General features: G+C 63.9%; 22 protein-coding genes. 10 read left to right on the forward strand and 12 right to left on the reverse strand.

The annotated features are described in order from the left end of the window. Positions 1-20: 20 nt before the first annotated feature. Positions 21-1,133, reverse strand: a complete 1,113-nt coding sequence (locus RCH14_RS12095) for a Re/Si-specific NAD(P)(+) transhydrogenase subunit alpha (RefSeq protein ID WP_343026358.1) — start codon at positions 1,131-1,133, stop codon at positions 21-23. Between the two features lie 248 nt (positions 1,134-1,381). Here RCH14_RS12095 and RCH14_RS12100 point away from each other — a divergent pair, with 248 nt between their 5' ends. Then, positions 1,382-1,864 carry an NUDIX hydrolase gene (locus RCH14_RS12100; protein WP_343026359.1) on the forward strand — a complete coding sequence of 161 codons (483 nt, stop codon included), beginning with the start codon at positions 1,382-1,384 and terminating at the stop codon, positions 1,862-1,864. Positions 1,865-1,885: 21 nt separating this feature from the next. Continuing rightward, positions 1,886-2,998 (forward strand): tRNA 2-thiouridine(34) synthase MnmA, encoded by a 1,113-nt coding sequence (mnmA, locus tag RCH14_RS12105; RefSeq protein ID WP_343026360.1) that lies wholly within the window; start codon positions 1,886-1,888, stop codon positions 2,996-2,998. Positions 2,999-3,005: 7 nt separating this feature from the next. Here the strand turns inward: mnmA and RCH14_RS12110 are convergent, their stop codons facing one another. Further along, entirely contained in the window at positions 3,006-4,784 is a 1,779-nt protein-coding gene (locus RCH14_RS12110; protein WP_343026361.1) for an EAL domain-containing protein, read from the reverse strand. 165 nt (positions 4,785-4,949) lie between these two features. Between RCH14_RS12110 and RCH14_RS12115 the strand changes: the two genes are divergently transcribed. Next, entirely contained in the window at positions 4,950-5,696 is a 747-nt protein-coding gene (locus RCH14_RS12115; RefSeq protein WP_343026362.1) for a GAF domain-containing protein, read from the forward strand. 56 nt (positions 5,697-5,752) lie between these two features. Here RCH14_RS12115 and RCH14_RS12120 read toward each other — a convergent pair whose 3' ends face one another. The 6 genes from RCH14_RS12120 to RCH14_RS12145 all read right to left on the reverse strand — a co-directional run bounded on the left by RCH14_RS12120 (position 5,753) and on the right by RCH14_RS12145 (position 10,239). Next, entirely contained in the window at positions 5,753-6,151 is a 399-nt protein-coding gene (locus RCH14_RS12120) for a response regulator (protein WP_343026363.1), read from the reverse strand. 34 nt (positions 6,152-6,185) lie between these two features. Beyond that, positions 6,186-6,968, reverse strand: coding sequence for a 5'-3' exonuclease H3TH domain-containing protein (locus tag RCH14_RS12125; RefSeq protein ID WP_343026364.1), 783 nt, complete (start codon positions 6,966-6,968; stop codon positions 6,186-6,188). A gap of 111 nt (positions 6,969-7,079) precedes the next feature. Next, positions 7,080-7,760, reverse strand: coding sequence for a glutathione S-transferase (locus RCH14_RS12130; protein WP_343026365.1), 681 nt, complete (start codon positions 7,758-7,760; stop codon positions 7,080-7,082). A gap of 76 nt (positions 7,761-7,836) precedes the next feature. Next, entirely contained in the window at positions 7,837-8,097 is a 261-nt protein-coding gene (locus RCH14_RS12135) for a DUF6587 family protein (protein ID WP_343026366.1), read from the reverse strand. Between the two features lie 2 nt (positions 8,098-8,099). Next, positions 8,100-9,980: a ferrous iron transporter B gene (locus RCH14_RS12140; RefSeq protein WP_343026367.1), complete on the reverse strand. Its 1,881-nt coding sequence runs from the start codon at positions 9,978-9,980 to the stop codon at positions 8,100-8,102. A gap of 4 nt (positions 9,981-9,984) precedes the next feature. Further along, on the reverse strand, positions 9,985-10,239 hold the full coding sequence (locus RCH14_RS12145; RefSeq protein ID WP_343026368.1) for a FeoA family protein: 255 nt from the start codon (positions 10,237-10,239) through the stop codon (positions 9,985-9,987). Between the two features lie 248 nt (positions 10,240-10,487). On the opposite strand from RCH14_RS12145, the gene RCH14_RS12150 reads away from it, so the two are divergent. Both RCH14_RS12150 and bfr read left to right on the forward strand, forming a co-directional pair. Next, positions 10,488-10,697, forward strand: a complete 210-nt coding sequence (locus tag RCH14_RS12150; protein WP_343026369.1) for a (2Fe-2S)-binding protein — start codon at positions 10,488-10,490, stop codon at positions 10,695-10,697. Positions 10,698-10,948: 251 nt separating this feature from the next. After that, positions 10,949-11,419, forward strand: coding sequence for a bacterioferritin (bfr, locus tag RCH14_RS12155; RefSeq protein WP_183556014.1), 471 nt, complete (start codon positions 10,949-10,951; stop codon positions 11,417-11,419). Between the two features lie 55 nt (positions 11,420-11,474). On the opposite strand, the gene RCH14_RS12160 is transcribed toward bfr, so the two are convergent. Continuing rightward, complete coding sequence (locus tag RCH14_RS12160) at positions 11,475-12,401, reverse strand: PfkB family carbohydrate kinase (protein WP_343026370.1); 927 nt, start codon at positions 12,399-12,401, stop codon at positions 11,475-11,477. After that, the gene (locus RCH14_RS12165; RefSeq protein WP_343026371.1) at positions 12,398-13,012 is read right to left on the reverse strand and encodes a glutathione S-transferase N-terminal domain-containing protein; all 615 of its coding nucleotides are present in this window, start codon (positions 13,010-13,012) and stop codon (positions 12,398-12,400) included. Before RCH14_RS12165 ends, RCH14_RS12160 begins: the two co-directional genes overlap by 4 nt. A gap of 157 nt (positions 13,013-13,169) precedes the next feature. Here RCH14_RS12165 and purB point away from each other — a divergent pair, with 157 nt between their 5' ends. Next, the gene (purB, locus tag RCH14_RS12170) at positions 13,170-14,549 is read left to right on the forward strand and encodes an adenylosuccinate lyase (protein WP_343026372.1); all 1,380 of its coding nucleotides are present in this window, start codon (positions 13,170-13,172) and stop codon (positions 14,547-14,549) included. A 73-nt stretch (positions 14,550-14,622) separates the two neighbouring features. On the opposite strand, the gene RCH14_RS12175 is transcribed toward purB, so the two are convergent. Further along, positions 14,623-16,518, reverse strand: a complete 1,896-nt coding sequence (locus RCH14_RS12175; RefSeq protein ID WP_343026373.1) for a TonB-dependent receptor — start codon at positions 16,516-16,518, stop codon at positions 14,623-14,625. 226 nt (positions 16,519-16,744) lie between these two features. Between RCH14_RS12175 and RCH14_RS12180 the strand changes: the two genes are divergently transcribed. The 3 genes from RCH14_RS12180 (at position 16,745) to RCH14_RS12190 (ending at position 18,580) form a co-directional block, all read left to right on the forward strand. Beyond that, positions 16,745-17,293, forward strand: a complete 549-nt coding sequence (locus tag RCH14_RS12180; protein WP_343026374.1) for a cytochrome b — start codon at positions 16,745-16,747, stop codon at positions 17,291-17,293. Continuing rightward, positions 17,290-17,865, forward strand: a complete 576-nt coding sequence (locus RCH14_RS12185) for a YceI family protein (RefSeq protein WP_343026375.1) — start codon at positions 17,290-17,292, stop codon at positions 17,863-17,865. Before RCH14_RS12180 ends, RCH14_RS12185 begins: the two co-directional genes overlap by 4 nt. 145 nt (positions 17,866-18,010) lie before the next feature. After that, on the forward strand, positions 18,011-18,580 hold the full coding sequence (locus tag RCH14_RS12190) for a YceI family protein (RefSeq protein ID WP_343026376.1): 570 nt from the start codon (positions 18,011-18,013) through the stop codon (positions 18,578-18,580). A 101-nt stretch (positions 18,581-18,681) separates the two neighbouring features. On the opposite strand, the gene RCH14_RS12195 is transcribed toward RCH14_RS12190, so the two are convergent. Continuing rightward, positions 18,682-20,004 carry a hypothetical protein gene (locus RCH14_RS12195; RefSeq protein ID WP_343026377.1) on the reverse strand — a complete coding sequence of 441 codons (1,323 nt, stop codon included), beginning with the start codon at positions 20,002-20,004 and terminating at the stop codon, positions 18,682-18,684. Positions 20,005-20,287: 283 nt separating this feature from the next. On the opposite strand from RCH14_RS12195, the gene RCH14_RS12200 reads away from it, so the two are divergent. Further along, the gene (locus RCH14_RS12200; protein WP_123067791.1) at positions 20,288-20,557 is read left to right on the forward strand and encodes a GlsB/YeaQ/YmgE family stress response membrane protein; all 270 of its coding nucleotides are present in this window, start codon (positions 20,288-20,290) and stop codon (positions 20,555-20,557) included. Positions 20,558-20,600 lie beyond the last annotated feature (43 nt).

Below are 20,600 nucleotides of genomic sequence, written 5' to 3' on the forward strand. Positions count from 1 at the left end.
TTGTCAACGATGCCAACGTCTTATTTGCGCAGCAGTTCTCCGGCGCTGCACATCAGGGTCGCGCGCACGATCTCGTCGTCGCGGTCGACATGAAAATGGCCGTCGGCGTCGATCACCAGCTTGAGAAAATCAAGCACATTGCGCGCGTACAGGGCCGATGCATCGGCCGGCACCAGCGTGGCCAGATCGGGCTCGCCAATGATGTGCACGCCGTGCTTGATGACTGTCTGCCCCAGCTCGCTCAGGACGCAGTTGCCGCCCTGCGCCACGGCCATGTCGACGATCACGGAGCCGGGCTTCATGGCGCGCACCGTGTCTTCGCCGATCAGCACCGGCGCGCGCCGGCCCGGAATCAGGGCCGTGGTGATGATGATGTCGGCCAGCTTCGCGCGCTCGTGCACGAGCTGCGCCTGGCGCCGCATCCAGTCGGCCGGCATCGCGCGCGCATAGCCGCCGCTGCCGGCCGCGATCTCGCGCTCTTCGTCGGTTTCATACGGCACGTCGATGAATTTCGCGCCCAGCGACTCCACCTGCTCTTTCACCGGCGGGCGCACGTCAGACGCTTCGATCACGGCGCCCAGCCGCTTGGCCGTGGCGATCGCCTGCAGGCCGGCCACACCCACGCCCATGATCAGCACGCGCGCGGCCTTGACGGTGCCGGCGGCCGTCATCAGCATCGGCATGAAGCGCCCGTAGGTATTTGCGGCAAGCAGGACGGCCTTGTAGCCGGCAATGTTCGCCTGTGACGACAGCACGTCGAGCGACTGCGCGCGCGTGATGCGCGGCGCCGCTTCCAGGGCAAAGGCGGTGATGCCGGCCGTGGCCAGCGCAGAGAGACCCGCAACATCAAACGGATCGAGCATCCCGACCAAGACCGCGTCGCGGCGCATCATGGCCAGCTCGCCGGCGGCCGGGCTGCGCACCTTGAGAACCAGATCGGCGCCGAATGCGCCGGCGGCATCGACGATGACGGCGCCGGCGGCTTCGAACGCGGCGTCTGGCGCTGCCGCAGGCAGTCCGGCACCGGCCTGCACCACGACCTCGTGGCGCGCGGCCAGCTTTTTCACGGTCTCGGGGGTGGCTGCAACACGGGTCTCGCCCGGCCGGGTTTCGGCCGGAATGCCTATTCTCATGGATCCCTCCATTCGTTGAACTGCCGCGCCAGCAAATCTATCACGTCTTTACAGTGATTGTTCAAATATTAAATTTGGGTGGCCGATTTGATCATCCGTAGACATGGTGCAGGGCGCACCGCACCATGACGGTTGTTTTTGCGACAGATCAAGCCCGATTAACCACATGCCAACGTCGAAGGAAGGGACCGGCTGAGCAAACACAGGCCTTGTCAAGGTAGAATACCGGCTCATTTTCAAGGACAGGCATGAGCGATATCTTCAAACCATCGGTTACCGTGGCAGCGATCATCGAGCACGAGGGCCGGTTCCTGCTGATCGAAGAAGAGACGAGCGAAGGGATCAAGCTGAACCAGCCCGCCGGCCATCTCGACCCGCACGAATCGCTGGAACAGGCGGTGGTGCGCGAAGCACTTGAAGAAACGGCGCACGAGTTCATCCCGCGCTCGCTGGTGGGCATGTACATGTCGCGCTACCACTCGAAATCGCGCAATGCCGACGTCACCTACCTGCGCTTTACCTTTGCCGGCAGCGTCGGGCGCCAGTTCGACCAGCCGCTCGACGACGGCATCCTGCGCACCATGTGGATGACGCGCGACGAAATCGCCGCCACGGCCGATCGCCACCGCAGCCCGATCGTGCTGCGCTGCGTGGACGACTACCTGGCCGGCCATAGCACGCCGCTGTCATTGCTGTACACCCACCCTTCGGTGTTCGAAGGCGGGATCTGAAGAATTCACTACGGACGTAACATGCGCAAGAAAAAAGTCGTGATCGGGATGTCGGGCGGAGTCGACTCCTCGGTCGCGGCCTGGATGCTCAAGGAACAAGGCTACGACGTGGTCGGCCTGTTCATGAAGAACTGGGAAGACGACGACGATTCCGAATACTGCTCGACGCGCCAGGACTGGATCGATGCGGCCAGCGTGGCCGACGTGGTCGGCGTGGACATCGAGGCAGTCAACTTCGCCGCCGAATACAAGGACCGCGTGTTCGCCGAGTTCCTGCGCGAATACCAGGCCGGCCGCACCCCGAACCCGGACGTGCTGTGCAATGCCGAAATCAAGTTCAAGGCCTTCCTCGACCACGCGATGAAGCTGGGCGCCGACCTGATCGCCACTGGCCACTATGCACGCGTGCGCGAAAACCCGGCCAGTGGCAGCTTCGAGCTGCTCAAGGCTTTCGACGCCACCAAGGACCAGAGTTATTTCCTGCATCGCCTGAGCCAGGCGCAGTTGTCCAAGTCGCTGTTCCCGCTGGGCGAGATCCCGAAAACCGAGGTGCGCAAGATCGCCGAAAAACTCCAGCTGCCCAATGCGGCCAAGAAGGATTCGACCGGCATCTGCTTCATCGGCGAGCGGCCGTTCCGCGACTTTTTGAACCGCTACCTGGCCTACAAGCCGGGCCCGATCCGGCTCGACGACGGCACGCAGGTCGGCGAGCACGTCGGCCTGTCGTTCTACACGCTGGGCCAGCGCAAGGGGATCGGTATAGGGGGCCTGAAGTCGCGCAAGACCGCTGACGGGATCAGCGAGCCTTGGTTCGTGGCGCGCAAGGACATCGAGGCCAACACGCTCTACATCGTGCAGGGCCATGATCATCCATGGCTGCTGTCGAACCGCCTGGAAGCCGGCCAGGCCAGCTGGATCGCCGGCCATGCACCCGCTGCCGGTGCGCTCTCGGCCAAGACCCGCTACCGCCAGGCCGACATGGCCTGCCGCGTGCTGGCCGATGGCGACGCGCGCTTCGCACTCGATTTCGATGAAGCCCAATGGGCGGTCACGCCGGGCCAGTCGGCCGTGCTGTACGACGGCGACGTGTGCCTGGGCGGCGGCATCATCGACGCGCGGTCAAGCGCCGACTAACACCGCGTCAAGGCTGGCGCGCCGCCAGCCACGCCACCAGCACGCCGGGCGCCAGCGGCCGCGCGTGCAGGTAACCCTGGATCTCGTCGCAGCCGGCCAGGCGCAGGAAGTCTTCCACCTCCACCGTTTCCACGCCTTCGGCCACGACCTTGTGACCGAGGTCGTGCGACAGCTTGATCATCGTGCCCACCAGCGCGCGGCAGCGTTCGTCCTGGACCAGGTTGCGCATGAAGCTCTGGTCGATCTTGACCACGTTCGCCGGCAGGCTTTGCAGGTACGACAGGCTGCTGTAGCCGGTGCCGAAATCGTCGATCGCCAGTTGCACGCCGGCGCGCGCGAGGCGCTCGAGCGTGGCCTGCGCGATCTTTGGATTGCGCATCAGCGCACTCTCGGTCAGCTCGATCACCAGGCACGATGGCGCCAGGCCATGGTGCTGCAATTCCATCAGCACGCGATCGCAGAAATCCGGCTCTTCCAGGTTCACCGCCGAGACATTGACTGCCACCTGCAACGCCAGGCCGTCCCGGCGCCAGGCGACCATCTGGCGCAGCGCCGCGCGCAACACCCACTCGGTGGTGGCACGCGCCAGCGACGTCGTCTCGATCACGGGGATGAATTCGCCGGGCGAGATCGCGCCGGCGGTCGGATGGTTCCAGCGCAGCAGCGCTTCGACGCCGACGCAGCCGCCGTCGAGCAGGCTGACCTTGGGCTGGAACACGAGATGCAGTTCGTCGTCGCTTGCGAGCGCGGCGCCAAATTCGGTCACCAGCCAGAAGCGGCGCTGCAGGATCGCGTCGTGATGGGACGAGAACACGCGCACGCAGCGTTCGGCCGCCAGCGCATCGTGCGCAGCGCTGTGCATATTGCGCAGCAGGTCCAGGCCCTCGGTCTGCCCGACCGTGAACGGCGCGATACCCACTGTCGTCGTCGTGATCAGGCGCGCCTGGCCATAACTGGCGCGCGCGTCGAGCCATGACTGCATCTGCTCGCAGAATGGCTCGATCGACAGGCCGCGCGGCGCGAAGAACGCAAACTGCGTGCTGCCGACATGGTAGATCTTGCCGGCGCCGCCCAGGCGCAGCTGCGGCACCGTTTCGCGCACCATGTCGTCGAGATAGCTTGACCCCATCACGCGCTGCGCATCGCTCAGCTCTTGCGGGCTGGCCAGGCTGATCAGGGCCGCGGTGCGCACCTCGCCATTCGGCTCGTGCAGTTCCAGGTCGTTGAAATCGATGATGAACTGGTTCCGGTTCGGCAGGCCGCTGACCGGATCGACCCGGCCGAACGCATGCTGCAGTTCGATCTGCGCCATCACCATGGTCGCCAGGTCCGTCAACGCCTGGCGCTCGGCCATGGTGACCTGGCGCGGTTCGGTACCGAGCACGCACATCGCGCCCAGGCAAAAGCCCTCACTGGTCGTGAGCGGCGCGCCGGCATAGAAGCGGATACCGCCGTCAGCCAGCGGGCTGTCGCGGAAATACGGGTCCTCCAGCAGATCCGGCACGACCAGTACTGCGCGCTCGTCGGCCACCGTGGCGCACGGCGCTTTTATCCGCGGAATCGTATCGTGAGTAATGCCGAACTTCGATTTGAACCATTGGCGGTTGGTGTCGGTCAGCGACACCGCGGCGATCGGCAGCCCGAACAACTGCGCCGCCATGCGCGTGATGCGATCGAACGCTTCGCTTGGCGGCGTGTCGAGCAGCTCCAGGCGGCGCAAGGCAGCGAGACGGGCGGTCTCGTACTGGGGCGAGGCACAGTGCGGTTGAGAGAGCGGAGAATTCATGGAGACGACGCGCGGTGCGCGCAAATATGACGAATATGACGAACAAGAATCTATTGTTGCCAATAAAAAACTTAAGGTCAATCACTATTTTCAAAAGAATCGTTGTATTCGTCATTTTTAGTTGCTTCGTGTAAAATAAAATCAGCGAATTACACGAACGATGTCATGAAAACACATGAAATTAACGATCGGATACTGACCACCCGTGAAGCAGCGCAGTTGCTTGGCGTTGCTGTCAGTACGGCGCAGGTATGGATGGAGAGCGGTGATCTGCCAGCCTGGAAGACACCGGGCGGGCATCGCCGTGTGCGCCACAGCGCCGTGATGCGGCTGGTGCGCGAGCGCGTCGCGCCGAAGGAAGACGACCAAGCGGCAACGCCGCCAGTTGCTGCCGTATTGACTGCGGAATTCCTGCCGTCGGCCACGCCGGACTACCCGGTCCCGGCCAATGAAAAGCAGCGGCTGACAGCGCTCGCCCGAAGCGGCCTGATGGATTCGGAAGAGGATGCGGCCTTTGATCGCCTGACCTGGCTCGCCAGCCATGCGACGGGCTGCCCGATGGCCCTGCTCAGCCTATTGTCCGCGCAGCGGCAGTGGTCCAAATCGCGCGTCGGCATGGACAGCCGCGAGACCGCGCGCTCACTGGCCTTTTGCAGCCATGCGCTGATGCAGGACGAGCCTTTCGTGGTCGAGGATGCCAGCGCCGACCCGCGCTTTGCCGACAACCCGATGGTCATCGGCGCGCCATTTATCCGGTTCTATGCCGGCTATCCAGTACGCACCGCTGAAGGGCTCGCGTTGGGGTCGCTGTGCGTGCTCGATACCGAGCCACGCCGCCTGCGCGAGCGCGAGATGCGCGCGCTGCGCGAACTGGCCTTGCTCGCCTCGGACGAACTGCAGCGGCGCGCGTAGCCTCCGTTACGGGCGGACGCCGGGCGCGAGCGCGTGTCACGCTGGCGCTCGGCGTATCAGCCCGGCTTGGCCGGCGCCTGCTGCTGCTGCTTGACGAAGGCAATCACGGTATTGCGAATCGTCTTGAGCACGGTGTCGGCCTTGAATGGCTTGACGATGAAGCCGTGCACGCCACGCGCGAGCGCGCTCTGGACCGCCGTGGCGTCAAGCGTGCCCGAAACCAGGAACACGAGCGTCTTGGGCAGCGCCGCGCGCAGCTGCTCGACCACGTCGCTACCATCCTCGACCTGTTCGCGCGCGATGCAGATCACGTGCGGATGGTGCTTGACCGCCAGCGCTAACCCGAGTGCGCTGGTGTGCGTGGCGCCAACCACGTCGTAGCTGCCGTCGGCCAGCACGGTGCCGAGCGTCGCGCGCGAAACTGCATTTGCATCCACGATGACCGCCTTGAGCATAGCTTCACATTCCTTGTCAGTGCGCTGAAAAAAATCAGCTTTCGTACGCCAGTGTTTTCCATGTCACGCCCAGACGCACGTCCAGTTTCAGCGACACCAGGCAGCGTGACATCTCCAGTATCTCACGCTCGGCGCGTAATCTCTCGCCGAGCGGCGTCTTGAGGATGCCGGCGCCGGCCATCACGGCCTCGAGATTGCCATACGCACCCAGCAGCCGCGCCGCCGTCTTCATGCCGACCTTCGACACGCCCGGTACGCCGTCGGTCGGGTCGCCCATCAGCGCCAGCAGGTCGTGCAGTTGCTCGGGCGCCACGCCAAAGCGCGCACGCACCCAGGCGTCGTCGTGCCACTCGTTCTTGAAATGATCCCACACCAGCGCGCCGTGTGCGATCAAAGGATGCAGGTCCTTGTCGGTGGTGGCCACGACCGCTTCGCCGCGGCCTTCGGACAGCCAGCGCATCACGCCGGTGGCGATGACATCGTCGGCTTCAACGTCGGGCACCATCAGGACATGCACGCCGGCCGCGCGCAGGCGGTCGTGAAATTCGGGCAGCGCCGCGCGCAGTTCGGACGGCATCGCCGCCCTGCCCTCACGGTAGCGCGGATACAGCGCATGGCGCCAGGTCGGGCCGCCATGGTCGAAGGCGGCCAGCACGTGGGTCGGCGCATGCGCCTCGAGCACGTGGCGAAACGACGAGAACGCGTGGCGCAGCGCGATGCTGGCCTTCAGGTCGGAATCGGGCTCGGGGCTGGCTTCGTAGACGCGGCGCACGATGTTCAGGCCGTCGATCGCGAGCAGCTTTGCCGGGTTGGGCATGGGGTATGGTCATGAGGAGACGTGGACGGCGCCCATCATAAACCGGTTGCACGGTCGCGGGAAGATGCGCGGCAAGGCGCAGTGCCCACGACCGTGAGGACGACGACGACCCTACTTCGCGTAGGCGTACTCGCCACCACGCTCGAGCGCGCGGCGATACGCCGGCCGTGCATGGATGCGGGCCAGGAAATCGGTCAGGTTGGGGTACTTGGCATCGAGCCCACCGCGCGAGGCAGCCGCCTCCAGTGGGAAGCTCATCTGGATGTCGGCGGCGCTGAATTCTTCACCGGAAAACCACGGGTGCTTGCCCAGTTCGGCCTCGAGGTAACCCAGCTGCAGCGCGATCTGCGGCAGCACGAAGGTGCCCTTGACCTTGCGCGCGATGCCACGCGCGATCGGCTTGGCAAAAAACGGCATCGGTGTGCTTTCGATCTTGTCGAACACGAGCTTGAGCAGCAGCGGCGACATCATCGAGCCTTCGGCGAAGTGCAGGAAGTGCGTGTAGCGCAGGCGCGCCGGTGTGCCGGCGGCGGGCACCAGACGCGCGACATCCGCGCCGGAAGCGCGCGCGGTGAGGTACTCGACGATGGCGCCCGATTCGGCCACCACCAGGTCGCCATCGGTGATCACGGGCGACTTGCCCAGCGGGTGTACGGCCTTCAGTTCGGGCGGCGCCAGCATCGTCTTGGGATCGCGCTCGTAGCGCTTGATCTCGTACTCGAGCCCAAGCTCTTCGAGCAGCCAGAGGATGCGCTGCGAGCGCGAATTGTTCAGGTGGTGGACGACGATCATGGCGTGGAAAGGAGAGTGGAGATGATGGGCAGCTTAGCACCGTTGGCCATGCACCTGCAGCCCGCTAGGGCTAGCGCTAACGCTGGTGCAGCTTGATGACGCGGTGCTTGCCTGCACCCTGCGGCGCCGACGCCGCGGCTTTCGGGGCGCAGCTGTTGCAGCTGCCGCCACCGCAGGCGCCGCCGCTGCTGGTGTCGAGCCAGCGCGCCAGCGCCGACTGGCGGCCACCCTTCGTCAGCGCCAGCACGGCGCGCGCGCGCAAAGGGGCCGGCAGGTACTTCGCGCCCAGGTACAGCGCGGCGATGGCAACGATGACGATGACGGTCAGTTCTTGCATTGTCAGGCTCCGGTGATGGCCAGCGTGACGCGGTAGACGATGAACGCCGCCACGTAGGCCAGCGCGAACATGTAGCCGGCCATGATCCAGGCATATTTGCGGCTGCCCGTTTCGCGCGCCACGGTGGCCAGCGTCGGCAGGCAGTGCGGCGCATAGACATACCAGGCCAGCAGCGACAGGCCGGTGGCCAGCGACCACGACTGGGCGATCAGCGGCGCCAGCGTGTTGCCCACTTCATCGCCGCCCGACAGCGCGTACACGGTGCCCAGCGCGCCGACGGCCACTTCGCGTGCGGCCATGCCCGGCACCAGCGCGATGGCGATCTGCCAGTTAAAGCCAATCGGGGCCAGCACGACCTCGAGTGCGCGCCCGATCATGCCCGCCACGCTGTAGTAGATCGGTGGATGGGTCGCGCCTTCCGGTGCGCCGGGGAAGCTGGAGAACAGCCAGAGCAGGATCATCATGGCCAGGATCAGGGTACCGACGCGCATCAGGAAGATCTTGGCGCGTTCGAGCAGGCCCGAGGCCAGGCCGCGTGGATGCGGCCAGTGATAGGCCGGCAGTTCGAGCATCAGCGCATGCTGCTTGTAGCCGTTGCGGCGCTTCATGAACCAGGCCACCGCCATTGCCGACAGGATGCCGGCCAGGTACAGCACGAACAGCACGATGCCCTGCAGGTTCATGAAGCCGCCCACGACGCGGTCGGGAATGAACGCGGCAATCAGGAGCGCATACACCGGCAGGCGCGCCGAGCACGTCATCAGGGGCGCGATCATGATCGTCACCAGGCGGTCGCGCGGATTCTGGATCGTGCGCGCGGCCATCACGCCCGGAATGGCGCAGGCAAACGACGACAACAGCGGCAGAAACGAGCGGCCCGACAGGCCCACGCTGCCCATGATGCGGTCGAGCAGGAACGCGGCGCGCGGCAGGTAGCCGACGTCCTCTAGCAGCAGGATGAAGAAGAACAGGATCAGAATCTGCGGCAGGAACACGAGCACGCTGCCCACGCCGGCGATGATGCCGTCGACGATGAGACTATGCAGCATGCCTTCGCCGATCCACGAGCCGACCATCTCGCCAAAGGCGCCCATGCCCGCCTCGATCAGCTCGATCGGTGCGTCGCCCCAGCTGAACACGGCCTGGAAAATCACGAACATCAACAGCGCCAGGATGACCGGACCGGCGATCGGGTGCAGCACGACGCTGTCGATCTTTTCGCTCAGGTTGCCGGTATCCTTCGCCGACGAAACGGCGACGGCCAGAATGCGGCGCACCTCGCGCTGGGTGTCTTCGACCGACACTTCGTCGATCGCCGACAGCGGCTTGGGCATCACCGGCACGCCGAAGGCCATCGCATCGAGCTGGGCCAGCAAGGCCTTCTCGCCGCCGGACTGGATCGCGACCGTCTCGACGACCGGCATGCCCAGTTCTTGCGAGAGCTTGGCGGTATCGATCTCGATGCCGCGCTTTTTCGCGACGTCGACCATGTTCAGCGCCAGTACCATCGGCAGGCCCAGACGGCGCAGCTCGAGCACCAGGCGCAGGTTCAGGCGCAGGTTGGTCGCGTTGACGACGCACAGGATGGCGTCGGGCGGGACTTCACCGGCGCGCAGGCCGGCCACCACGTCGCGCGTGATGCCTTCGTCGGGCGTCTGTGCATTCAGGCTGTAGGCGCCCGGCAGGTCGAGCACGCGAAATGCGCGCCCGGCGGGCGACGTGAAGCTGCCCTCCTTGCGTTCGATCGTGACGCCGGCATAGTTGGCGACCTTCTGGCGCGCGCCGGTCAGGCGGTTGAAGAGCGCAGTCTTGCCGCAGTTGGGGTTGCCCAGCAGTGCGACCAATGGCGTGCGCGACGCGACTTGCGATTCCATGACTCCCATGCGACTAGTCCGCCTTGATCGAGACGAGGGCGGCTTCGAAACGGCGCAGCGCGAACGTCGACTCGCCGACCTTGACGGCCAGCGGACCACCGAGCACACGCTTGAGCACGCGAATCCGCTCGCCCGGCACAAAGCCCAGCTCCATCAGGCGGCGCTGGACATCGATGCCGCCCTCCTGCGCACCAGACGCAAGATGGACAACGGTGGCGCTCTGGCCCGTTTTGAGCGAGTCGAGTGTTGGCAATGCGGCGTGGGTCATGGCGGCTTCCGAAAAATTGTTGCGCGTATGAGACAGCGACTGGAACGATCCCGGTATCATAAACCTAAATAGGAATTATTTCTATTTGCAGCTTGTCATTGCCAGACGGTCAAGTCCAAAAATACTGTGTTCGAACCGAAAATTTCGCTTGCGTTCACGGCCGAGTTTACAGAAAATAGCAACGCAAATGAGAATGATTCGCATTTTATAGACTAAACTGCAATGGTTGTTTCAAAAGGGTTGCTCCAATGATCGTCTGTGTCTGCAACAACATCTCCGACCGTGAAATCCGCCAGGCGGCCGAACTGGGCATCTCGTCGATGGCCGAACTGCGCAAGGAACTGGGCGTTGGTACCATGTGCGGCACGTGCGTCAGCTATGCACGCCAGGTGCTGCACGAACACATCGACAGCAAAACCACCGTCACCGAAGTGCGCCGCCTGCCGCAGGCCGCCTGAACCTTCTCCGCTTTTCAGTACGGCTGGCCTCGCGATATGTGCGGGGCTTTTTTACGTCCGGTATTCCCGCGTAGCGAGGTAGTGAGAACCGTTCGCACAGTGAACTGAGAACGGTTGCTATTACGCGCGAAAATGGCGCATTTCGTGTAATTTAATGCGGCTTTTTACCCATTTTCGTGCAATTTCTGGCGTTTTAATGGCTCTCCGTTTGCTATCATGGAGGTCATTCAAAACACTACCGAGGGCACCCCATGAAAGGCGATCCAAACGTCATCCGTCTGCTGAACGCACAGCTGACCAACGAGCTGACCGCGATCAACCAGTACTTCCTGCACGCGCGCATGTACCGCCACTGGGGCCTGGACAAGCTGGCGAAGAAGGAATACGACGAATCGATCGGCGAGATGAAGCACGCCGACAAGCTGATCGAACGCATCCTGATGCTCGACGCGCTGCCAAACCTGCAGGCGCTGCACAAGCTCATGATCGGCGAGTCGACACAGGAAACGCTCGAATGCGACCTGAAACTCGAACGCGCCGCGCACGTGACGGTCAAGGAAGGCATCGGCGCCTGCGAAGCAGCGGCCGATTACGTGTCGCGCGACCTGCTCTTGATGATCCTCGAAGACACCGAAGAGCACATCGAGTGGCTCGAAACGCAGCTGGACCTGATCGTCAAGATCGGTATCCAGAACTACCTGCAAACGCAGATCGGCGAGTAATCAGCCACGCCGGATTCCCGCCCGGGAGTCCGGCGCTTCAGGCACTAGCGCATCCTCAGCGCCAGCGCGTCATCCACTTGTCGTAAAACCCCATATCCCTTGGCACCGCACCCGGCATCGCGCAGATGGCACCGGCGAATTCGTTCGCGCGCGCGAGCGTGACGTCCAGCGCCCAGCCGCGCGCCGTCCCCAGCAGGAAGATGGCAGAGAAGGCGTCGCCCGCCCCCACCGTGTCGATCACGAACGGCGGCGCCGGCGCGTCGTGATGCGTGACCACGCTGCCGTCGCTGCCGAAATACACCGAGCCGCGGTGGCCCAGCGTGACCATCAGCGCGTCGAGCGAAAACATCCGCAGCAGGGCCTGGCAAAACGCGCGGACTTCGTCGGCCGCCAGCGCCGGGGCGTCGGGCTTGATCTGGAAGTGCCAGCCGAACAGCACCTGCAATTCTTCTTCATTGACCTTGACGATCTGGGCCGCCTCCAGCGAGCGGCTCACGCGGCGTTCGTCGTACTGGCCATCGCGCAGGTTCAGGTCGAGAAAGCGTGGCGCGCTGCTTGCCGCCAGCACCGCCGTCAATGCGGCGCGCGACTGCGTATTGCGCTGGGCCAGCATGCCGAAATAGACCATGGCCGGCTGCACGTTTGCCAGCGCGGTGCCGGCAGCGGCGGCGTCGATGAAGTCGTAGGCCTGGTGCGGCAGGATCGTGAAACGGTGGCCACGCGGGCTGCGCTCGACCAGCACACGGCCAGTCTCTTCGATCGGATCGACCTGCAGCCCGGCGTCGCTCATCGCGAAGCGTTCGAATTCGGCGCGCACCAGCTGGCCGCTGCGATCGTCGCCGATGCGCGTGATCGCCAGGCACGGTGCCATGAAGGCAGACAGGTGGCGCGCCACATTGAACGGCGCGCCACCGACGATCTGTTCGTTGTTGAAGTCGTCGACGAGCGCTTCGCCGAAGATCACGGTGGTAGGGAGGTTCATGCGACGACAGGCACGGTGTCCTTGAACGACTGGCGCTCGGACAGTTTGTCGAACAGGCGCGCCAGGTTCGGGTAGTCGCCGCGCCAGTCGATTTCGGGAAAGCGAAACGCGAGCCAGCCCAGTGCGCAGCCAACGGCGACGTCGGCCAGCGTGTACTGGTTGCTGCGACAGAAAGCGCCCTCGCCCAGGCGCTCGGACATCACGCGCAGGCCGGTATGCACCTTGCCCAATTGGCGGGCGATCCATTCGGGACTTTGCTGTGCCTCGGGCCGCAGCGTTTTTTCAAGGCGCACCAGCACGGCCGCATCGAGCACGCCATCGGCCAGCGCTTCCCAGACCTTGACCTCGGCCCGCTCACGCCCGTTTGGCGGCAGCAGCTTGCACACCGGGGTGAGCGTGTCGAGATATTCGGCAATCACGCGCGAGTCGTACAGGGCGCTGCCGTCATCCATCAGCAGGCATGGCACCTTGCCCAGCGGGTTGGTCTGCGCGATGGTGGTGTCGGCCGACCAGACGTCTTCGAGGATGAAGGCGCAGTCGAGCTTTTTTTCAGCCAGCACGACGCGCACCTTGCGCACGTAGGGGCTGGCAATGGAACCGATGAGTTTCATGGATGTACGCAAGTGGAAATCGACCTTCAGTATAGCATCGGGCCCAGCCGCAAAACCTGCACTGCGGCTGCTGCGGTGCGCCGCAACATCGCAGCATCGGCAAGAGGTGACCGGCCGGCCAGTGGTAAAATCCGCGTTTTTGACCGACACGCCCGCCATGACCTCTACTGCTCTGTCGCCGACCCTGTCGGCCCTGTCCCCGCTCGATGGCCGTTACGCCACCAAAACCGACAAGCTGCGTCCCATCCTGTCGGAAACGGGTTTCATGCACCACCGCGTGAAGGTTGAAATCGCGTGGCTGCAGGCGCTGTCGCAGGCCGGCTTCGCCGAGATCAAGCCATTCTCGAGCGAAGCGATCGCCCACCTCGACGGCATGGCGGCCAACTTCGGTGAGAAGGACGCGGCCCGCATCAAGGAAATCGAAGCGGTCACCAACCATGACGTCAAGGCGGTCGAATACTGGCTCAAGGAGCAGGTCAAGGACGTGCCGGAACTGGTCGCGGCCAGCGAATTCATCCACTTCGCCTGCACCTCGGAAGACATCAACAACACGTCGCACGGCATGATGCTGAAAAGCGCGCGCGACGGCGTGATGCTGCCGGCACTGCAGGCGATCATTGCCAAGCTGACCGAGATCGCGCACACCAATGCAGCGCTGCCGATGCTGTCGCGCACCCACGGCCAGACGGCCAGCCCAACCACGCTGGGCAAGGAGATGGCCAACGTCGTCGCCCGTCTGCAGCGCGCCATCAAGCGCATCGCCGACGTCGAAATCCTTGGCAAGATGAATGGCGCGGTCGGTAACTACAACGCACACCTGTCGGCCTATCCGGGCTTTGACTGGCCGGCATTCTCGAAGGACGTCATCGAGACGCGCCTGGGTTTGAGCTTCAACCCGTACACGATCCAGATCGAACCGCACGACTACATGGCCGAGATGTTCGACGCGTTCGCCCGCGCCAACACGATCCTGCTCGACCTGAACCGCGACATCTGGACCTACGTCTCGCTGGGCTACTTCAAGCAGAAGCTGAAGGCCGGCGAAATCGGTTCGTCGACCATGCCGCACAAGGTCAACCCGATCGACTTCGAAAACTCGGAAGGCAATCTGGGCCTGGCCAACGCGCTGCTGCGCCACATGGCCGACAAGCTGCCGGTCTCGCGCATGCAGCGCGACCTGACCGATTCGACGGTGCTGCGCAATATCGGCGTGGGTTTTGGCTACACGCTGCTGGCCTACGACAGCTGCCTGCGCGGCCTGAACAAGCTGGAAGTGAACGCAGCGCGCCTCGAGCAGGACCTGGACGCGAACTGGGAAGTGCTGGCCGAACCGGTGCAGACCGTGATGCGCCGCTACGGCATCGAGAACCCGTACGAACAGCTCAAGGAACTCACGCGCGGCAAAGGCATCACCCGCGACGCGCTGCGTGAATTCATCGGGACGCTGGCGGTGCCACAAGAGGCGAAAGACCTGATGCTGGCGATGACGCCGGCGAACTACATCGGGTTGGCCGCCAAGCTGGCGGCAGAGATCTGATGTCGTGCGTGATGCTGCCACACGGCGGCATCACACAGGCATCGCGCTTTGATGGCGCGCCGGCCCCGGCGCGTCAGTAATCCCACCTGATCTTCCCCCCGACGCGCCGCTCGAACTCCGCCCAATACGTGGTCGAGCCGAATTGTGCGTGTCCGCCATTCAGATTCTCTCCGTACACCGACAAGGTCAGGCCCGGCCGCAAGCGCCAGCCGAAGCGCGCATCGAGCGCCGTTGCCGACGCAATGCGTGACGCTGGCATCTCGCCGGTGCGGCGCAGCGTGACGTCGATTTCGCGCGCATCGTCGATGTTGTAGTGCGACCGCAGTTGCAGCGTGTGCGACGGATCGCGTCGCGCCGCGGCCACGCCCATCAGATCGTTGCCTCCCGGCTTGAGGCGCAGGCGCTGGTGCAGCGCCGTCCAGCCGGCCGACAGGCGCCAGCGCGGCATCGCTTGCCAGCTGGCCCACGTTTCGATGCCGCTGGCGCTGCCTTCCAGCAGACTGGCAAACTCGACATAGCTGAAGCCCGGGTCGATCTGCTGCCCGCGCAGGTGGTCGTAGTCGTGGTGGTACAGCACGACCGTGTACGACAGCCCCGCCGCCGGCTGGCCGCGGTAACCCAGTTCGAGCACGCGCGCCACTTCGCTGCGCACTTGCGGCCCGCCGCGCAGGATGAACGGCGGCTGGCCGGGTACAAAGGCATCGACGTCCAGCCGCGCAGGCGAGCGCACCGTGCGCGCGGCCGACGCCCACAGCGCGTGCTGGGGCGAGACACGCCACGACAGGCGCGCGCTCGGCAGCCATTCGATACCGGTGTAATGGTTGTATTCGACGCGCCCGCCCAGCGTCAGGCGCCAGTCGTCATTCAGCAGGATCTCGTCCTGCACGAACACGCTGCCCCAGCGCAGTAGCGTGCGCGCCGGCAGGAACGCCACCCAGCGGCTGTTGGTAACGCGGTCACGCGTGCTGCGGTAGTTGGCGCCCCATAGGAGGTCGTGACGGCCTTTCGTGGCCAGCGTGTGCTGGACCTGCACGTCAGCGGTCGTGAGGCGCTCGGCAAACAGCGGCGGCGATTCGCGCACCGTATGATCGAGATAGGCTTGCAGCGACACGCTGGCACCCGCGTCCAGTGTGCGCTGCCAGCGCGCCAGCAGGTTGGCGCCGTCCGAGCGCACGCGGCCAAAGGTGGTCGGGCCGTTCGGCGTGGCCAGTTCGCCCGGCGCCGGCTGATCGAGGCGGCCGCGATTGACATTGCCGATGACCGAGAAGGCATCGACCCCACGTTCCCAGTCGGCGCGCATGCCCACCAGCGCGCGCCGGTGGCCGTCGTCGATGCGCCCGTCGCCAACGCGCTCGCTGTCGCTGCGCCGCGTAACCTTGCCAAAGGCGCGCCAGGCCACGCCACCAGCGCTCGTGCCGCCCTGGCGAAATGCGGTGCCTGCCACGCCGTCGCTGGCGCCATGCAGCGCCACCATGCCCCCTTGCGTATCGACGGCCGAGCGCGTGCTGATGTTGATGACGCCACTGACGGCGTTCAGCCCCCACATCACGCCGCCCGGCCCGCTGACCACCTCGATGCGCGCAATGTCTTCGAGCAGCACGTCCTGCGCATCCCAGAACACGCCCGAAAACAGCGGCGTATACACCGAGCGGCCATCGATCAGCACCAGGATCTTGTTGGACAGGACACTGGGCCCGCTGTTCATCCCGCGTGCGCTGATCGAATAGGCGTAGCCGTTGATGCGCGCCACGTGCAGATTGGGCGCGAGGCGAAGCACTTCGGGCAGCGAATCGGCGCCAGAGCTGCGGATATCATCGGCGGTGATCACGAAGACCGCCGCGGCAGCGTCCTGCAAGCGCTCGGGGCGCTTCGAGACCGACGTCACCTGGATATTGGCCAGTTCTTCGATCGACAGATCAGCCAGGTCGACAGGCGTTACCTGGCCTTGTGCGGCCGCCAGGACAGGCACCGCCCAACACAGCGCAACGCAGGCAGCAGCGGCCCAGGGCACAGGGGCAAACGGTCTGCGGGGTATGAACGCGCTCATAACCAGATATTACATTCGGCGGAACGCAGTGGTGTATCTTTTGCAATCCGGTGTGCCTTGTTGATCGTGAAAAACCGTGTCAACACCACGACGACCTTTTTTGCTATAGTGAGTTAGTTCTAGCCCGTACTAATTACTCATAAGAAAAATGCGCCGCTATTCGATTCCTGCAATCGTGCTGCACTGGCTGATGGCCGTTGCGATCATCGGCACCTTCACGCTGGGCCTTGTGATGACCGACATCCAGGGCATCAGCATGGCCAAGCTGCGCTACACAAGCTGGCACAAGTGGGCCGGCATCACAATCCTGGCGCTGGCCGCACTGCGCCTGCTGTGGCGCTTGTTCAACAAGCCGCCCGCCTATCCTGCCGGGTTGCCGCGCTGGCAGCATGGCGCCGCCCATGGCCTGCATCTGACACTGTACGTGCTGATGTTTGCCGTGCCGCTGTCCGGCTATTTCTTCAGCCTGGCGGCAGGCTATCCGGTCGTCTATTTCAGCAAGATTGCGCTGCCGGTGCTGATCGGCCCCGATCCCGTGCTGCGCGAGACGCTGCGCGACCTGCACTACTGGCTCAATATGCTGTTGGCCGCTCTGGTCGCGCTGCACGTGCTCGCCGCGCTCAAGCACTTGTTCATCGACCGTGACGGCATCATGCAGCGCATGCTTCCCATCCCTGTTCCAAAGGAAAAACCATGAAGTCAATCAAGGCCCTGATACTCGCGACCCTGGTCGCCGGCAGCGCTGCAACCGCCGTCCACGCCGCCCCGCTCACGACTGAGCAGGCGAACAGCGGCGTCTCGGCCGTCTTCAAGCAGATGAACGTCCCGGTGGAAGCACCGTTTCGCACCTTCGCCGCGCAGATCGACTACGACGCGGCCAAGCCGGCAACGGCCAAGGCCAGCGTCGAGATCACGACCGCCAGCTTCGATATCGGCGACGCCATGTACAACAAGGAAGTGGCCAAGAAAGAGTGGTTCAATTCGGCGCAGTTTCCGAAGGCCACCTTTGTCTCGACCAGCATCGCACCGGCTGGCGCCGGCAAGCTGACGGTGACGGGCAAGCTGACCCTGAAAGGCAAGAGTGCCAATGTCACGTTCCCGCTGACGGTCAAGGCTGCCGGTGCGAAGACCGTGTTCGAAGGCCAGTTGCCAATCAAGCGCTTGGCGTTCAATATCGGCGAAGGCGAGTGGAAAGACACGAGCATGGTCGCCGATGAAGTTGTCATCAAGTTTCGCGTTACCGCAGCACCTGCCGTTGCAGCAAAATAAATTGTTTCACCACCACTGTAGGGTGGACGGGTTCCCCGTCCACGCGTTCAACGAAGCTTGGTCAGTTTGAACGCGTGGGCGGCATAGCCGCCCACGCTACGCAGAAAAAAAACCGTCCTTTCAACTTTTACAGGAATCGCGCCCCATGAACATCAAGCACCTGATCGCGGCAGCCGCCGCCTTTGCCGCCACGTCGGCCTTCGCTGCGCCAGTCACGTATGACATCGAGCCGAACCACACTTACCCGAGCTTCGAAGCCGACCACATGGGTCTGTCGGTATGGCGCGGCAAGTTCAACAAGTCGAGCGGCAGCGTCACCATTGACCGCGAAGCCAAGACTGGCTCGCTGGATATCACCGTCGACATCAACAGCATCGATTTCGGTCACGAAAAGATGAACGAGCACGCGAAAAAGCCTGATATTTTCGATGCTGCCAAGTACCCGACCGCAACCTTCAAGTCGAAAGCGATCAAGTTCACGGGCGACGTGCCGACCTCGGTCGACGGCGAACTGACTCTGCACGGCGTGACCAAGCCGCTGACCCTGCAGATCAACAAGTTCAAGTGCATCATGCACCCGATGCTCAAGAAAGAAGCATGCGGCGCTGACGTCGTTGGCACCTTCAAGCGTGATGACTTCGGCATCAGCTTCGGCCTGCCGAATTTCTCGCCGGAAGTGAAGCTGGCAATCCAGGTTGAAGCAGTGAAAAAGTAATCTGGTTCGACCATGAAAAATCCCCGCCGGTTCGCACCGGCGGGGATTTTTTTTATCTGCGCTGTGACGAGTCAGTGCAGCTCAGTGCAGCTCAGTGCAAATTAACGGCCATCACGGTCGAAGTCGCCCGGGATCGCGCGCTCGACACGGTGCCAGCCGGCGCGGGTGGCCGACTTGGCCTGGTCCCAGCTCAGGCGCGAATTGCCTTTCGAGCGATCCCACTCGGTCGACAGGCGACCTTCGTTGGCATCGTAGCCACCGTCATACTTGTCGTAGTTGTTGTAGCCCAGTGCATAGGCTGGCTCGTAGTCGTCGTAGGTGTAGCCTGGCGAATAGTACGGCTGGGTCTGATACTCGTTGCGCCAGTAGTCATTCTCGGCCTTCGGATTGACCACGTGGCCCACGCCCTTGCCTGCTGCGCTGCCTACCATGCCGCCGATGGCCGCGCCTGCCGCCACGCCCAGTGGGCCGGCTGCTGCACCGATCACGGCGCCAACCGTCGCGCCGCTACCCGCACCGACGCCTTGCGCCAGATTATGGTCATGCAGTTCGTCGGTGGCTTTTGGATTGACCACTTCACCCGCGCCACGGCCGGCTGCACCGCCCGCCAGGCCACCAACCACGGCGCCTGCAGCCATGCCGATCGGACCGCCGACTGCGCCCACCAGTGCGCCCGCTGCTGCGCCCGAACCTGCGCCGACGCCCTTGGCCAGATGGTGCTCGGACAGGTCGTCATTGGCTTTTGGATTGACCACTTCAGCGGCGCCCTGGCCGGCGAGGCCGCCAGCAATGCCACCAACAACGGCGCCCGCCGCCATGCCGATCGGACCGGCAACGGTGCCGACGGTGGCGCCCAGCGCCGCGCCGCCTGCCACGCCCAGGCCAGCACCCAGCACGTGCGAACCACCTTGTTCGGTCCACGATTTGTGGATGTGCGCTGCGTCTTCATCCGAGCGTGCATTCACGCCCAGCAGGATGCCGCCGCCCTTGATGCCGTCTTCATAATGCTGTGCGCGTTCTTCCGGGATGCCGGCGCCGATCAGCGCGCCGATCAGACCACCGGTGATACCGCCCGCACCGGCGCCAGCCAGCGCCGCGGCCAAAGGACCGGCCACGACCAGGCCCAGGCCTGGGAGAACCAGCGTGGTGCCCACTGCTGCGATACCAGCCAGCACGGCGCCGATGGTGCCGCCGATACCGGCGCCGATACCCGCGCCTTCAGCAGCCTTGCTGCCCAGTTCGGTGTCTTTGTCGGCGAAGTGGGTTTGACGTGTGGAGTCGGACATCATCAGGTTGACATCGTCGCGGTTGTAGCCGCGCTCGGACACGGTGCCATACGCACGCTCGGCGCTGGCACGGTCAGGGAACAGACCAGTGACCATGCGCTGGTCATCCGTGGTGCGGGTGGTATCGAAGCTGCTCATGGTGAATCCTTTGCTGGTTGGTTTAGGCAGCCAGCTACTGATGAGCTGTTGCTGCCAAGGACCTTCACCATAGGCCCCGGGGCCCCCTGGCTCTGTTCGATGACGCACGCTCGGAGTGACTGCAGGAATATTGCACAAAGGCATTTTTTTTGATGATGCAAATTCGTCATCGAAGGTACGCTGCCGCACCGACCCGCCTTTGTAGCGTCTTTAAAATTTTTCACATGGTCACGGCATTCCTTGGGCCTGGGGGAAATGTCTTTTCACTTGAGGAGGAAGCACCATGTTATTCATTATCTGGATCGTCGTTGGCGGTATTCTGGGTTGGCTGGCCAGCATGGTCATGAAAACCGATGCCGAGCAAGGCATCATCCTGAACGTCGTGGTCGGCATCATCGGCGCCTTCCTGGGCGGCTGGTTGCTCTCGCCGCTGTTCGGTACCGGCACCATCAATTCCGACGACTTCAGTGTTGCGTCGCTCCTGGTCTCGTTCCTGGGCGCAGTGATCCTGCTGGCCATCGTGAATCTGCTGCGTCGCGGTCGCGTTCGCTAATATGGTGGTTCGCCACCCATAAAGAACCAACGCCTTGTGCGTT

This window comes from Massilia sp. MP_M2 (assembly GCF_039123635.1).
Lineage (GTDB): Bacteria > Pseudomonadota > Gammaproteobacteria > Burkholderiales > Burkholderiaceae_D > Telluria.